The following is a 13126-nucleotide window of genomic DNA, read 5'->3' as shown; positions in this document are numbered from 1 at the left end:
GTGGATAGCGATACCACACGATCAAGAAAGCAACGGATATAAAGCGAGAAGAACGGTACCAGTGATGAGAGGCACGGAAAGGTTATCGTTGATTTTCAATCTACTTCCGAGGCTGATGGGGAAAAGTTCGAAGAGGGTATTACAGAAAGATGCTATAATAACAAGGGGCAACGGCACCGTCCCCTGCCACCTGTCAAGCAACAGCGGTACATGCGGATACACAAAAAAGAACAGCAATAGACCGAGGAAAAAGCAGGCTGCTGACCCCTCCAAGGACTTTTTGCCGATTTTTATCCGCCCGATACTGATCCCGACAATTGCCGCAACGGCATCTCCCAGAATAAAAAGAGATAATGCTATAAAGGCGATGTGCGGGTGATTCATGAAAATTACAGAGCAAAGAAATGCCGATATAAAAATATAGGTAGATCCGGTCAAGGTATTTTTCTCAGAACTTCTGAGCACGCCCGAACCAAGGGAAGCGAAGAGCCTTTGCAGAGCTGGATGATGAAAGCGCATGTACTCAAAAAGAATGGAACCCACCGTAAACACCCCGAGAAAAATTATTGGGGTCAAGGGAGAATATCCTTCAATCATCGGCAGATATAAAATCCCCGCTGGAATCAGCGTCCCCGAGAGTATATGTAAAAGTTTGCGATTTATTTCTTCTTTGGTAAGGGCCATTCTTATCTCCAAATACCTACACAAATTATGCGGTGCTGGATCTCAACTCTATCGCGGCCCCCAGCTTCAGCCATTATAAAAACAATCAAGACAATCAGCGCCGTTTTCGACCACACCAAATTACGAACTTCTGCACTTTAATCAGCTGTAAAAACAAATACAGGATCACCCACAGCTACAAGCCGATCAATGACCTTACCGTTTGGTACATCCGGTAGATTGAAACTGGCTGAGCCCATTAAATAATTTCCCCTGAATGAAGCCGCGACTTCGCCGATCAGGCTGTCGGCCAAGCTTTGTGCCTGTAGCACAACCACGTCGAGGTAATCAAAATCAAGACTCTGCTTTCACAATCTGTTTAGTGTAACCTGGAAGGGGAGGAAGAGAATAGTGAAAGAATGCAGAACGGCACAAAAAAACTCGCAGCGCAGACAAGCGACCAACCATAGCAGTTTCAACAATGCCTTAGCAACCTATCCCTTATATCATACCGATGCAATGATGGCGCAATTTTTAAAAAACAAGAGCCGAAAGATTCCGTCATCCTGCCAAATTCCCTGAGAATCAAGGGATAGCCACCAAATCAATGCTGCCGGTGAGAGTGTGACTATGAAGCCAAAGTCCTGATGATGTCTCCTTTGCCGATTACTCCGACTAATTTTCCCTCCCGTAAAACCGGCAAGGTATGGACATTCTTTTCCGCCATGATGGTTGCCAACTCATCTAGCGGGGTATCCTCGTCGACCGTCAGCGGATTCTTGGAGTAGATATCTGCAACCGTTGCACCAGCAAATTTGCGGATATCTTTTTCCATTTTATTAGGCCGCTCAAGAAATATCAGGGAATCCAGAATAGCGACGACGGTCGGGATATGGATTCTTTTCGTTTGATCGATCAAATCACTCTCAGTGACCACCCCCAAAAGACCACCTGAACCGTCGACAACCGGCACCCCACCAATATTTTGCGCAGCAAGGAGTCGCGCGAGATCTGTGACCGAAGTCTCAGGAGTTACGGTTATCACGTTGCTGGTCATGATGTCCCTGGCTTTCTGCATAGCGCCTCCTTTTATATTGATACCATCATCAAGGGAATTGTCTGTTACTCTTTTGTGATCTGGAAAAGAACACCGATGCAATTGAACTCCCACAGAATATGCTCAATTACAGGTTAAAGCTTTCCACCGGAGATGTCCAGTCCCCTCTTTTGGTGGAATATTTTCTCTTTTGCGAATTATGACCTTTCGGTCAATTTCGGTTACAATGATTTACTGGAAACGGATATATTGATCTATTTCCAACTATCATCAATCACAGGAGGGTTTCATGAAGAAAGCACTCATCGCCTACCACAGTCGCACCGGCAAAACCGAGGCAATGGCCAATTACATCGGAGAGGGATTGCGGTTCTGCGCCATTGAAGTGGCAGTGAAGAAAATCTCGGAGATTGACAACGAACTGGATATAGTTGGTTACGACGCCTACATCTTCGGCTGTCCGACCTATCACAAAGATATGACCGGGGGAATGAAGCAGTTCCTCTTTAAGGCCGAACTCGCCAACCTCGTTGGCAAAATCGGTGGTGCCTTTGGTTCGCACACCCATAGCGGTGAAAGCGCGCCAATGCTCTTTGATACCATGATGTATGTTTTTAAAATGGATATGACCGACCTCGGACCGCTCAAACTTACCGAGGATATGGTTGGCAACACGGAAGGCATCAAGGCCTGTCAGGACTATGGCAAGTCCCTTGGCGAGAAGTTGGCAAGGCACTGATGCAGGCGACAAAGCTGTGAATCCAACTAGCCGGGCTTGAGATATGGCAAGGAATACTTTTCGCCCTACCTCAAGCCTCTATGACTCTTGTTTCAATCCGTCAGGCACTAATCGGAAAGGAGCTTAAAGGAGAGCTTAACCCTCGCCCGAAATATCGCCGGCTCATTATTCTCAATCTTCATATCGAGAGTCATAACCTCAGCGATGCGCAGGTCACGTAGGCTAAGCCCCGCTGAATTAACGGCATTTTTTGCAGCCTCTTCCCAAGACACAGGACTTGATCCAACCAGTTCAATGATCTTGTAAACACTCTCAGACATGGGCATTCTCCTCGGTTTAAGTTTTTTGTCAACTTCCCTTTTGAGCACCTTTTGTCGATAACGCGCACAGATGAGTTATGCGGCCAGAAAACAACCTGAGCCAAATAATCACCTCAAACCCCTTGAAGTGTTCAGTACCTTATAAATTCATTTCGGCTTTTTGATAGCAATCTAGTGAAATGACAACTCCGTTTTTCGGAGGAAATTTTCCAGGCATTACCGATGTCCCCCTCAACCTCCCCCACTCATGAGATACCGCTCTGCGGTGGATGCGGATTTTTACCGTCATGATATTGTAGCGCTTGTAAAAAAAGAAATGAATCAAATAATCCTGGTCTTTAAAAAAAAAGTGCCGACATCATTTTTTACAGAATTGGTACATCTAACAACACGTTATCACGTGAATATTAAGCATTCAAAACCGAGAATTCTCGCTGAGAATAACTTCAAATCGAAGCAGCCATCGTAATTTCGCTTGTATTAATTCAGGAAGTAAATATAATAGGACGTTCATATCTTCTTAAGTAGAAGCACATTTCCTTCAGGTTCTCCTCGTTAGTCTCATTGTCTCCCTAGCGTCGCTCGTTGCTGTCGAAGTTCATGCTGTTTACTTAAACCGAAGGGGCCAGCAAGAAATCCTTGGATGGGTATCTTTGCCGCACCTTAGCAATTTATTACGATTTTCCTTTGCTGCCTGTTCTTCGGTCATAGCTATCAATCCCATCCGTTATCATTTTATCAGTCAACTGCATTTTTATCGACTCGTTAACGATCATCAAGCCACAAAGCTCGGATTCGTTACAACCCAACGAGATAGAGACAACGCAGAAAATACCGGCGGATTCTTACGGCATCCGCACTTTCGAGCTGTCCGGCAAAAGCCCTGGCAGCTCACCACGAATTACTTTGGAGTTTAAATGAGTTTTAATGATTTCCAGTTCCACCCGACCATAGCCGACGGCATTGCCGCTTGCGGCTACACCAGCCCCACCCCTATCCAAAAAGATGCAATTCCACCGATTTTAGCGGGCCGCGACATCCTTGGTCTCGCCCAAACCGGTACCGGCAAAACCGCTGCCTTCGTCCTCCCGCTTCTTGAGCGGTTACGAACCGCCCCCCGCAAAGGTGTACGAGCGCTCATTGTTGCGCCAACAAGGGAACTTGCCGAACAGATCCACGACAACATCAGCAAGATGGGCCAATATACCAACCTCCGCAGCGTCGTCATTTATGGCGGTGTCGGCAAAGGTCAACAAATCAAGACCCTTCGCGAAGGTGTAGAAATAGTCGTTGCCTGTCCGGGTCGCCTTCTCGACCTGCTGAACGACAAGGCCTTGACCCTGAGCACCGTTGAAGTGCTCGTCCTCGACGAAGCTGACCATATGTTTGACAAGGGCTTTCTCCCGGACATAAAGCGGATCATCAGACTGTTGCCGAGAAATCGCCAATCACTGGTATTTTCCGCCACCATGCCGGGAGAAATTCGCCATCTGGCAGAAGAGATCCTCAACAATCCAGTTACCGTACAGATCAACCATACCCTGCCGGCCCCGTCGATCTCCCATAGTCTCTTTCAGGTGACAACCAGCCAAAAGACCTCTTTACTGAAAAATATCATTAAAGAACGAGAAATGACTAGCACATTGGTGTTTACTCGTACCAAACATAAGGCGAAAAGCCTGGCATTGCAGCTGGAGTCTTCAGGCTTCAATGCCGCGTCGATACAAGGAAACCTTTCTCAACAGAAGCGCCAACAGGCGCTTGACGGTTTTCGCGACGGCACCTATAAGATCCTCGTTGCAACAGACATTGCCGCCCGAGGCATTGATGTGACCGGTATTTCCCACGTCATTAATTATGACATGCCGGATACCGCCGAAACCTACACCCACCGGACCGGGCGTACCGGTCGAGCGTCCCGCACCGGCCAGGCATTGACTTTCGCCGGCCACGAAGATGGCAAGATGGTTGCACTGATCGAGCGTACTCTCGGTAAAAAAATGACCCGCGAAATTACCCCCGTTTTTGCACCTTCAATGGAAGAAGACCGCCGGGACGAAAGACGTGAAACCTCAACCCGGCAGATGCCTCGAGCAAAGAAAGCTACCCCTCGGACCACTGAAGGAAAAAGCCGACGCGATAAGGCCTGTGCCTTCGATTTCGGCACAAGAAAGCCGTACCAGCGGTAATAGAATTTTTTTGTCTGGATTCCCAGACTTCCAGTCGAAGTGTCAGGTGATATTTCGGCTACATGACAAAGGGGGAAAACCCCCGAACAAAGGAGTAGTACAAGATGGCACAAGGAACAGTAAAATGGTTTAACGATGCAAAAGGTTTTGGATTCATTGAGCAGGACGGCGGCAAGGATATCTTTGTTCACCACACTGCCATTCAGGCCCAGGGCTTTAAATCCCTGGAGGAAGGTGCGCGAGTTACCTTCGAGGTCGTCGACGGCCCCAAAGGTCCGGCAGCCGCAAACGTTGTTCAGCAATAACAGCTCGTCGCAAACGCTTGGCAAGACCCCGGTGATGTCCGGGGTTTTTGCATGACCTGACAATAACCAGACGGGTCCCTCAGAGATTTTTCCGCACAACCTGCGGATTATCCCCAGGGACCTTTCTGGTTATATCGTTATCCAAAGGCAACACAACGGAAGGAGACTCTTATGGCGAAACCCAACTATTCATTTGAAAAGCGCCAGAAAGAGCTGGCTAAAAAGAAGAAAAAAGAAGAAAAACGCCAGCAAAAACTGGAAAAGCAGAAAAATCCCGAAACCGACAAAGACGACCTCGATCTTCCGGATGACCAGTCATAACTGCTTATTATTTATGTAAATTCATTTTAGGCCATGGGGATATCCTGTTGGCTTTTCTGAGGACATAACCATGATTACCGCATCCAACATTGCTCTCTCCTATGGCAAGAGGGTTATCTTCCAAGACGTCAACATAAAGTTCACACCCGGCAACTGCTACGGTCTCATCGGAGCAAACGGTGCCGGCAAATCAACTTTTCTCAAGATCCTTGCCGGCCAGCTCGAACCTGACCGGGGAGAGATAAGCAAGGGTCCCCGAGAACGTATTGCGGTCCTCAGCCAAGACCAATTCGCCTTCGACGAACACTCGGTTATCAACACCGTGCTCATGGGCCACAAAAAACTTTTCAAGATCATGGCCGAACGTGAGGCCATCTACGCCAAAGCTGATTTTTCCGAGGAGGATGGCGTCCGTTCCGCGGAACTCGAAGCAAAGTTCGGGGAAATGAACGGCTATGAGGCGGAAGCGGAGGTGGCCGTCCTTTTGAAGGGGCTTGGCGTCCCGGAAGAGATGCGAGAAAAGAAAATGAAGGAACTCGATGGTGCCGACAAAGTGCGGGTGCTGCTCGCCCAGGCTCTTTTCGGTAATCCGGATATACTCCTTCTCGACGAACCAACCAACCAGCTCGACTTACCTACCATTAACTGGCTTGAGGAATTTCTCTCCCGCTTCCAGAATACAGTTATCATTGTCTCCCACGACCGCCATTTTCTCAATCAGGTCTGCACCCATATGGCCGATATCGATTTTGGCAAAATCCAGGTTTACGTAGGCAATTACGACTTCTGGTATGAAGCCAGCCAACTGCATTTTCACCAAAGGGAAACGGAGAGCAAAAAGGCCAAGGCCAAGGCTGAAGAGCTCAAGGAATTTATCCGCCGATTCAGTTCGAACGCCTCGAAAGCAAAGCAGGCAACCTCCCGGAAAAAACTGCTGGAAAAACTCACCATTGAGGAAATGCCCTGCTCTTCGCGAAAATACCCCTATATAACCTTTAAACCCGAGCGGCCCTGCGGTGATATCATTCTCGAGATCAAGGGTCTTAGTAAAACAATTGATGGTGTCTCGATGTTTCGCGACCTCACCCTCACTGTCAACAAGGGTGACAAAATCGCCTTCATCGGCACCAACAGCCTGGCAAAGACCACCCTGTTTCAGATTCTGGCAGGAGAGATGCAGCCGGACGAAGGCAGTTTCCGCTGGGGAGTGACCATGAAAAATTCCTACTTCCCCAAGGAAAACGGCCAATACTTCAACAGTGGCGAAATGGATCTGGTCGGCTGGCTGCGGCAGTATGCGCCAGTCAAGGAAACGGAGAGCTTTATCCGTGGATTTCTTGGTAAAATGCTTTTCTCAGGGGAAGAGGCACTAAAAAAGACCTCGGTCCTCTCCGGAGGCGAACGGGTACGCTGCATGCTCGCCAAAATGATGCTTGCCGACGCAAATGCGCTGATCCTCGATGAACCAACCAACCACCTCGATCTGGAGTCAATTACCGCCCTGAACAATGGCCTGATTGCCTTCCCTGAGATTGTGCTCTTTTCCTCCCATGACCATCAATTTGTATCAACAATCGCCAACCGAATTGTCGAAATTACTCCAGACGGTATTATCGATATGATGATGACCTTCGACGAATATCTCGCAACAAAAGAGACGGGTGAAAACGGCTATCTTGATAAGCAAGCCGCCTGAAAAATCACCACTGCACATTCGTCAAAGCACTTCCACCGGGCCCCTCCTTCGGCGATACTCCATTGAGGGGTCCAGTAAAAAGTGAAGTCGTATCTATTATCTCGCATATCACCAAGCCACATCCCTGATAGACGGAACGTCCTTCCTCAGTCTATCCCCCTGAGTTTGCGCGCCACACAGCCCGCCACTGACTTCCTTCCTTTTTACAAAGCCCGTTGCATTCCTATTGTGATTTGTGATTATATAAAAAAGTGGGTGACAGAGTGCCGATAAAGACCGTCTGACCTTGTGTCTATTACATTCCTTACATAATTTTTCTCTTCGAAAAAAGCATCGAGGATAAGAAGGTGCCATGACTGAGGTAAATGCACGAGAGAAGATACTGATTGTCGACGACGAACGACAGGTTCGGGGCGTTATCGCTGCTATTGTTGAAATGGAAGGATATCGCTACAGCTTAGCGGAAGATGCGGAGTCCGCCCTAACCATACTCGCCGAACAACCCATCGATCTACTAATCAGCGACATTAATATGAACGCCATATCGGGGGTGGAACTTCTCGGTATTGCCTTGCAGCGTTACCCGGACCTCGCCGTCATCATGGTAACTGGTGTCGATGACCGTGAAACTGCCATAGAAACCCTGCGTATGGGCGCTTACGGCTATGTAACCAAGCCCTTTCAGGCTAACGAGCTGGTTATCAATATTGCCAACGCCCTTCGACGCCGGCAACTGGAGATCGAAAACAGGCGGCATCGTGAAGAACTTGAGATCCTGATAGAGGAGCGCACCAGAGAGTTGTTTAAATCGCGGGAGGAGTCGATCCACATCCTCTCGAAGGCCGCAGAATTCAGGGACAACGAAACTGCTAAACATACCATAAGAATGGGCCATTACTCGGAGCAATTGGCCCGGCTGTGCCCGCTTCCGGAATCCTATTGTCAAAAAATCAAGATAGCCGCCCCTCTCCATGATGTAGGCAAAATTGGCATATCCGACACTATTTTGTTAAAACCCGGCAAGCTCACGGCCGAGGAATTCAATATCATGAAGACCCATTGCGTGATCGGTTATCGTATCCTTTCCGAATCCACCTCCGACATCCTCAGCCTCGGCGCGGAAATTGCCCTCAACCATCATGAAAAATTCGACGGCAGTGGCTATCCAAATCGCCTTGCCGGCGAAAAGATCCCGATCACGGGACGAATAGGGGCAATCTGCGATGTATTCGACGCCCTGACCACGGAACGCGTCTACAAAAAGGCGGTGCCTCTTGACGAGGCCTTAGCAATCATGAGCGAGGGCCGCGGACAACACTTCGACCCCATTCTGTTTGAGCACTTTTCCCGAAATTTCGATAAATTCGCAGCAATTCGCAATCGTTTTACCGACTAATTCTATTTCCCAATTAAGATTGGAACAAACCTGCAAACAAGCCGCAATGAGAAAGTACAGTGCAATGCGGCGAGTTGCCGTATTGTACCGCAGCAAAAATTTACGCTTGATTGAGAACCGGAATGATGATGCAATAAAAGCAGAGCAACCGACAATATATTTTGCCTGCGAGCTAGAAGACGGAAGCTTTCAATAGCGGCAGATGCTGTTAATTGGACGACCTAGCCTCTGCAGCCAACCCACCGCTTCTTTGGACCAGGGGAAAACTTAAGATAAAGGTAGTGCCAACCTGGGGTGTCGACTGCACATCAAGGTACCCTTGATGGGCTTCGACTACCTCTTTGACCAACGCAAGCCCCAGTCCCGATCCGGTTATATGGCGTGTAGCCTTGCCTTTTACCCGGAAGAAACGATCGAATATATGGGGAAGGTCTTCTTTGCTAATGCCAATACCAGTATCCTGCACGATGAAATTAACAAAACCGCCGATAACCTCGGTGCTCAAGAGAACTTGACCACCATCCGGCGTGTATTTAATGCTATTTGAAACGATGTTCATAATCGCTGTGCGCATATGATCGTAATCGACGTTGAACGCCCAATCTTCGCCACACGGCCTGTACTGGAGGTCTATGCCCTTGCCGTCCGCCTGCGGCCTGGCAATTTCAATGACGTCGCGGATGATATCCTCACCTCGTACCGGTTCAAGATTGAAGACCACCGTTCCGCTTTCAAGTTTTGATAGATTGAGAAGGTTCTCAATGAGACGCAGCAAATCTTTGGTCCGTGTCGTCATCCTCCCATGCAAGGCATTGCATGAACTGGTCGCCTCATGCTCACAGCCGATCTGCAAGGCATAAATCATCTGCTCGATTGAGGCGAGGGGCGATTTCAATTCATGAGCGACCATGGCCACGAAATCGGACTTCATTTTATCGATTTGTTTGTGGGCGCTAATGTCCTCAAAGGTAGTAACCGAACCGATCACCGCACCCTGCTCGTTGGTGACCGGTGAACAATAGGCCCGGAGAAATTTTCTAGAAATAGAGCCAGGCGGAAACTCCCTTGTTACCACCATGGCTTTGCTCATGGCCTCTTCAATCACCTTGACCGCTGTTGCATCTCGAATAGAGGCTGCCAGATGTTTGCCAATGAATGGATCAGTCTGAATCTCGAGAATTTTAATTGCCGCCGGGTTGTGCAGCACAACTATCCCTTCGGTATCGGTGATAACAACCGCCTCCGCCATACAGCTGAAAACTGTTTTCAGGCGGCTCTGCGATTTATCGATGGCCTCAAGGCCCATGTTTTTTTCTTCCCGGAGCCGCTCGGTTTCGGCACGCATGTTCAGCTTATCGATGGCCCGGCCAACCACTAGCCTGATGTAGTCAGGGGTAAACGGTTTACCGACAAAATCAAAGGCCCCTTGCTTCATAGCACTCACAGCCTTGGTCACCGTGGCAAATCCCGTAATAACGATAACTTGGACTTGTGGCTGGTTTTCCTGTATCCAATCAAGAACGGCAAAACCATCGAGACCGGGCATCATCAGGTCGGTAAGAACAATATCGAATTTTTGTTCCTTCAGCAGCTCTAGGCCCCTATTGCCATCCTCTGCCTTGGCAATTTCATAGCCGCTCTTTACCAGGGCGCGCTCTACTCCTTCTCGGATAACCTTCTCATCATCGATGACCAGAATGCGCACAGTTTCCATAGTAGTATCACTTCGAACCTGAGGATGAACCACCAGTGCAGAGGAGAAACGATCCTCTTGTCATCATTTGCCATCAGAAAACTGACAAGAGATCCTGCCGAATTATTTCAACCAGCTTTTAATCAGCGCCAGCAACTCTGTCGGCTCTACCGGCTTCGGCATATAATCTTCCGCTTCGCTTTCCAGCATATCCCGATGGGTATAGGTACTCGTGGTGACTCGATCTGCCACGGCGGTAAGGAGGATGATCGGGATAGAAGCCGTGGCTTTATCGGCTTTCAGACGGGCGCAAGCCGCATGGCCATTCATTACCGGCATCATCACGTCAAGGACGATCAGATCCGGTTTTTCCTCGGCGACTGCATCAAGACCTTCCTGACCGTCATAGGCCACCCGCACTTGATATCCGCCGCTCTCCACGATAACGCGCACTGCTTCAACAAAATCTGGATCATCATCTACCAGCAGAATTTTCTTTTTCTCAGCCATTTCTTTCCTCCATTATTAAGATTCTTATAACTGTTACATAGAAGATTATCTGTTGTTTTTAATATTTACCAGTATATTATTCTCTTTCACCAACTGTTTCTCTCATGCAAGCTCTGCCATCATTCGATCACTGGCCGAGGAAGCAACCCAGCACCGCCGATGATCTCCGCAAGCTTCTCCTCCCATTCAATTGCCATGACATGAATCCCGGCGACTCCTTCCACCTCTTTTAACTCCTGAATTTGCTCGATACACATCTCGATGCCCTTTGCCGCCTGCTTCTCTTTCGGTTCAGCGGCAATACGGCTGATCACCTCTTCCGGAATATCCATTCCGGCAACCATCTTGCGCATAAATTTAGCCATTCCCGCCGATTTAAGGGGTGTCACCCCGGCGAGGATTTTGACTTTCTCATGAAGCCCCTCTTTTTTGGCAAGCTCCATATATTCTTTGAATTTCTTCATGTTATAAATGCACTGGGTCTGGACGAAATCAGCACCGGCGGAAACCTTCAGTTTCAAGCGCGGCACCCTGATCTCAAAGGGATCGGCAAAGGGATTGACGGCGCAGCCGATAAAAAACTTCGGCGCCCCCTCAAGGGGTTTGCCGGAGGGGAAGGTCCCTTCATCGCGCATAAATTTGACCAGATGAATAAGCTGCATTGAATCGATATCAAAAACATTTTTTGCCTGGGGGTCATCACCGAATTTTTGATGGTCACCAGAAAGACAGAGGATATTGCGCACACCAAGGGCCGATGCCCCAAGCAAATCGGACTGCAGAGCAATCCGGTTCCGGTCGCGAACCACCATCTGAATCAATGGTTCTATCCCCTCATCCTTGATCAGCAAGCATCCGGCGAGAGAACTCATCCGTACAACCGAGGTCTGGTTGTCGGTAACGTTGCAGGCATCGACGTTGCCTTTGACAAAAGACGCCTTCTTTCGAACGACTTCAGGGTCGGCTCCCCGGGGAGGGCCGCATTCCGCGGTTACTGAAAAATGCCCGGCCGCGAGTACCTTTTCCAGATTGCTTCCCGATTTCATTATATCATATCCTCCCTGATAATGCGGCGCGGCCCGCCATCGCGTGCGCTCGACCATCCCTTGAACGGTTTGAATTTCCCGTAATTTTCCATCTGATTAAGGGCCTTCAAACGATCGATTATCAGCTGCCAGCCGCATTTCACTGATTTATCGACCTCGCAAATTCCCTGCGCCGAACCACCGCATGGTCCGTGGAAAAGCGATTTGGCGCAGCGGGTGACAGGACAGATGCCGCCGGTCAAGTGCAGGACACAATCGCCGCAACCTTGACACCTCTCAGACCATTCGCCCTGACGCTCGGTCACCCCGAGAAAACCGGTATTGATACCGGGCAGAAGTGGTGTGGTCGTAAACTTTTCGGCCAGAAACTGAATCCCGGCACCGCAGGCGATAGACAACACCGCCTGGTAATCACTGACATACGGGCGCATTTGCTCGACATATTCGGGATCGCATTGCCTTTCAAGGCTTACCTCCCTAATGCTAATTGCCTTACCCGCCGTCTCCCGGGCCAGCCGCAGCGTCGATGCCAGAACCTGCACCTCCTTCTCGCCGCCTACCCTGCAGACGGTGACACAACCATGACAACCGGCCACGATGATGTTGTCGTATGGTTCGATCATCTCCATGATCTCTTCGATAGGTTTTGGTGTACCAGTTATCATGTCGCCTCCTTCTGAGATACTGCGTAAGCTTGTCCGGCACGCACCAGATTGATGGGACTCGGTCCAAGCTCCCGGATTTTTTCGACAAACTCATTGGCATATGCGGCAAACTTCGAGCCTTCTCCGGCACTGAGGTTGAACATCCGGATGCGTTCGGCGCCAAGTTTGATTGATTCAAGTATTCCGTAAATCCGCTTTACCCGTGCCCGGGCGCGGATATTTCCCGAGATATAATGACAATCTCCCTCAAGACAGCCAACCACCATGACCCCATCGGCCCCGTTTTCGAAGGCCTTGAGGAGTAGCGATTCATCAATACGGCCGGTGCAGGGCAGCATGACGATGCTGATCGCCGGGGGATATCTTCTTCTTTCCGAACCTGCCAGGTCCGCTGCGGAATACGCTCAATGGCGACACGCAAAGACAATGACATTGGGCGAAAAGTCACTCATGATTCTCCTCCTCCTGGATAGACACCTTGCATTCCGACCTAAGACGCACTGTATGCCTCGATTTTTGCTCGAAT

Annotated in this window: 14 protein-coding genes; 6 read left to right on the top strand and 8 right to left on the bottom strand. The window is 49.2% G+C overall.

The genetic code is table 11. The annotated features are described in order from the left end of the window. Positions 1-21: 21 nt before the first annotated feature. Positions 22-684 (bottom strand): hypothetical protein, encoded by a 663-nt coding sequence (locus OEL83_01385; protein MDK9705675.1) that lies wholly within the window; start codon positions 682-684, stop codon positions 22-24. 607 nt (positions 685-1291) lie between these two features. After that, positions 1292-1741 (bottom strand): CBS domain-containing protein, encoded by a 450-nt coding sequence (locus OEL83_01380; GenBank protein ID MDK9705674.1) that lies wholly within the window; start codon positions 1739-1741, stop codon positions 1292-1294. Positions 1742-2009: 268 nt separating this feature from the next. On the opposite strand from OEL83_01380, the gene OEL83_01375 reads away from it, so the two are divergent. Next, complete coding sequence (locus OEL83_01375) at positions 2010-2459, top strand: flavodoxin domain-containing protein (GenBank protein ID MDK9705673.1); 450 nt, start codon at positions 2010-2012, stop codon at positions 2457-2459. A 107-nt stretch (positions 2460-2566) separates the two neighbouring features. Here OEL83_01375 and OEL83_01370 read toward each other — a convergent pair whose 3' ends face one another. After that, complete coding sequence (locus tag OEL83_01370; protein MDK9705672.1) at positions 2567-2779, bottom strand: dodecin family protein; 213 nt, start codon at positions 2777-2779, stop codon at positions 2567-2569. A gap of 917 nt (positions 2780-3696) precedes the next feature. On the opposite strand from OEL83_01370, the gene OEL83_01365 reads away from it, so the two are divergent. The 5 genes from OEL83_01365 (at position 3697) to OEL83_01345 (ending at position 8686) form a co-directional block, all read left to right on the top strand. Next, positions 3697-4968 carry a DEAD/DEAH box helicase gene (locus OEL83_01365; GenBank protein ID MDK9705671.1) on the top strand — a complete coding sequence of 424 codons (1272 nt, stop codon included), beginning with the start codon at positions 3697-3699 and terminating at the stop codon, positions 4966-4968. 104 nt (positions 4969-5072) lie between these two features. Further along, a complete protein-coding gene (locus OEL83_01360) occupies positions 5073-5273 on the top strand; it encodes a cold shock domain-containing protein (protein ID MDK9705670.1) in 201 nt (66 codons plus the stop codon). Between the two features lie 171 nt (positions 5274-5444). Then, positions 5445-5594, top strand: a complete 150-nt coding sequence (locus tag OEL83_01355; protein ID MDK9705669.1) for a hypothetical protein — start codon at positions 5445-5447, stop codon at positions 5592-5594. A gap of 70 nt (positions 5595-5664) precedes the next feature. After that, positions 5665-7290: an ATP-binding cassette domain-containing protein gene (locus OEL83_01350; GenBank protein MDK9705668.1), complete on the top strand. Its 1626-nt coding sequence runs from the start codon at positions 5665-5667 to the stop codon at positions 7288-7290. A gap of 352 nt (positions 7291-7642) precedes the next feature. Then, on the top strand, positions 7643-8686 hold the full coding sequence (locus OEL83_01345) for a response regulator (GenBank protein MDK9705667.1): 1044 nt from the start codon (positions 7643-7645) through the stop codon (positions 8684-8686). A gap of 208 nt (positions 8687-8894) precedes the next feature. On the opposite strand, the gene OEL83_01340 is transcribed toward OEL83_01345, so the two are convergent. From OEL83_01340 to OEL83_01320, 5 genes are all read right to left on the bottom strand, one after another. Next, on the bottom strand, positions 8895-10400 hold the full coding sequence (locus OEL83_01340; protein ID MDK9705666.1) for a response regulator: 1506 nt from the start codon (positions 10398-10400) through the stop codon (positions 8895-8897). Between the two features lie 102 nt (positions 10401-10502). After that, positions 10503-10889: a response regulator gene (locus tag OEL83_01335; protein MDK9705665.1), complete on the bottom strand. Its 387-nt coding sequence runs from the start codon at positions 10887-10889 to the stop codon at positions 10503-10505. Positions 10890-11008: 119 nt separating this feature from the next. Next, positions 11009-11935: a methylenetetrahydrofolate reductase gene (locus tag OEL83_01330; protein ID MDK9705664.1), complete on the bottom strand. Its 927-nt coding sequence runs from the start codon at positions 11933-11935 to the stop codon at positions 11009-11011. Beyond that, on the bottom strand, positions 11935-12600 hold the full coding sequence (locus OEL83_01325; GenBank protein ID MDK9705663.1) for a methylenetetrahydrofolate reductase C-terminal domain-containing protein: 666 nt from the start codon (positions 12598-12600) through the stop codon (positions 11935-11937). The genes OEL83_01330 and OEL83_01325 overlap by 1 nt, the downstream gene beginning before the upstream one ends. Continuing rightward, positions 12597-13052: a hydrogenase iron-sulfur subunit gene (locus OEL83_01320; GenBank protein MDK9705662.1), complete on the bottom strand. Its 456-nt coding sequence runs from the start codon at positions 13050-13052 to the stop codon at positions 12597-12599. The genes OEL83_01325 and OEL83_01320 overlap by 4 nt, the downstream gene beginning before the upstream one ends. Positions 13053-13126 lie beyond the last annotated feature (74 nt).

It is taken from the genome of Desulforhopalus sp. (genome assembly GCA_030247675.1).
Lineage (GTDB): Bacteria > Desulfobacterota > Desulfobulbia > Desulfobulbales > Desulfocapsaceae > Desulforhopalus_A.
This window is presented reverse-complemented; position numbering and strand designations above follow the sequence as displayed.

What these genes read in the sequence shown, in the direction of transcription:
- OEL83_01355 (MDK9705669.1), top strand. Translation starts at nt 5,445, where the DNA reads ATGGCGAAACCCAACTATTCATTTGAAAAGCGCCAGAAAGAGCTGGCT.
- OEL83_01325 (MDK9705663.1), bottom strand. Translation starts at nt 12,600, where the DNA reads ATGATAACTGGTACACCAAAACCTATCGAAGAGATCATGGAGATGATC.
- OEL83_01350 (MDK9705668.1), top strand. Translation starts at nt 5,665, where the DNA reads ATGATTACCGCATCCAACATTGCTCTCTCCTATGGCAAGAGGGTTATC.
- OEL83_01330 (MDK9705664.1), bottom strand. Translation starts at nt 11,935, where the DNA reads ATGAAATCGGGAAGCAATCTGGAAAAGGTACTCGCGGCCGGGCATTTT.
- OEL83_01345 (MDK9705667.1), top strand. Translation starts at nt 7,643, where the DNA reads ATGACTGAGGTAAATGCACGAGAGAAGATACTGATTGTCGACGACGAA.
- OEL83_01340 (MDK9705666.1), bottom strand. Translation starts at nt 10,400, where the DNA reads ATGGAAACTGTGCGCATTCTGGTCATCGATGATGAGAAGGTTATCCGA.
- OEL83_01335 (MDK9705665.1), bottom strand. Translation starts at nt 10,889, where the DNA reads ATGGCTGAGAAAAAGAAAATTCTGCTGGTAGATGATGATCCAGATTTT.
- OEL83_01380 (MDK9705674.1), bottom strand. Translation starts at nt 1,741, where the DNA reads ATGCAGAAAGCCAGGGACATCATGACCAGCAACGTGATAACCGTAACT.
- OEL83_01385 (MDK9705675.1), bottom strand. Translation starts at nt 684, where the DNA reads ATGGCCCTTACCAAAGAAGAAATAAATCGCAAACTTTTACATATACTC.
- OEL83_01360 (MDK9705670.1), top strand. Translation starts at nt 5,073, where the DNA reads ATGGCACAAGGAACAGTAAAATGGTTTAACGATGCAAAAGGTTTTGGA.
- OEL83_01365 (MDK9705671.1), top strand. Translation starts at nt 3,697, where the DNA reads ATGAGTTTTAATGATTTCCAGTTCCACCCGACCATAGCCGACGGCATT.
- OEL83_01375 (MDK9705673.1), top strand. Translation starts at nt 2,010, where the DNA reads ATGAAGAAAGCACTCATCGCCTACCACAGTCGCACCGGCAAAACCGAG.
- OEL83_01370 (MDK9705672.1), bottom strand. Translation starts at nt 2,779, where the DNA reads ATGTCTGAGAGTGTTTACAAGATCATTGAACTGGTTGGATCAAGTCCT.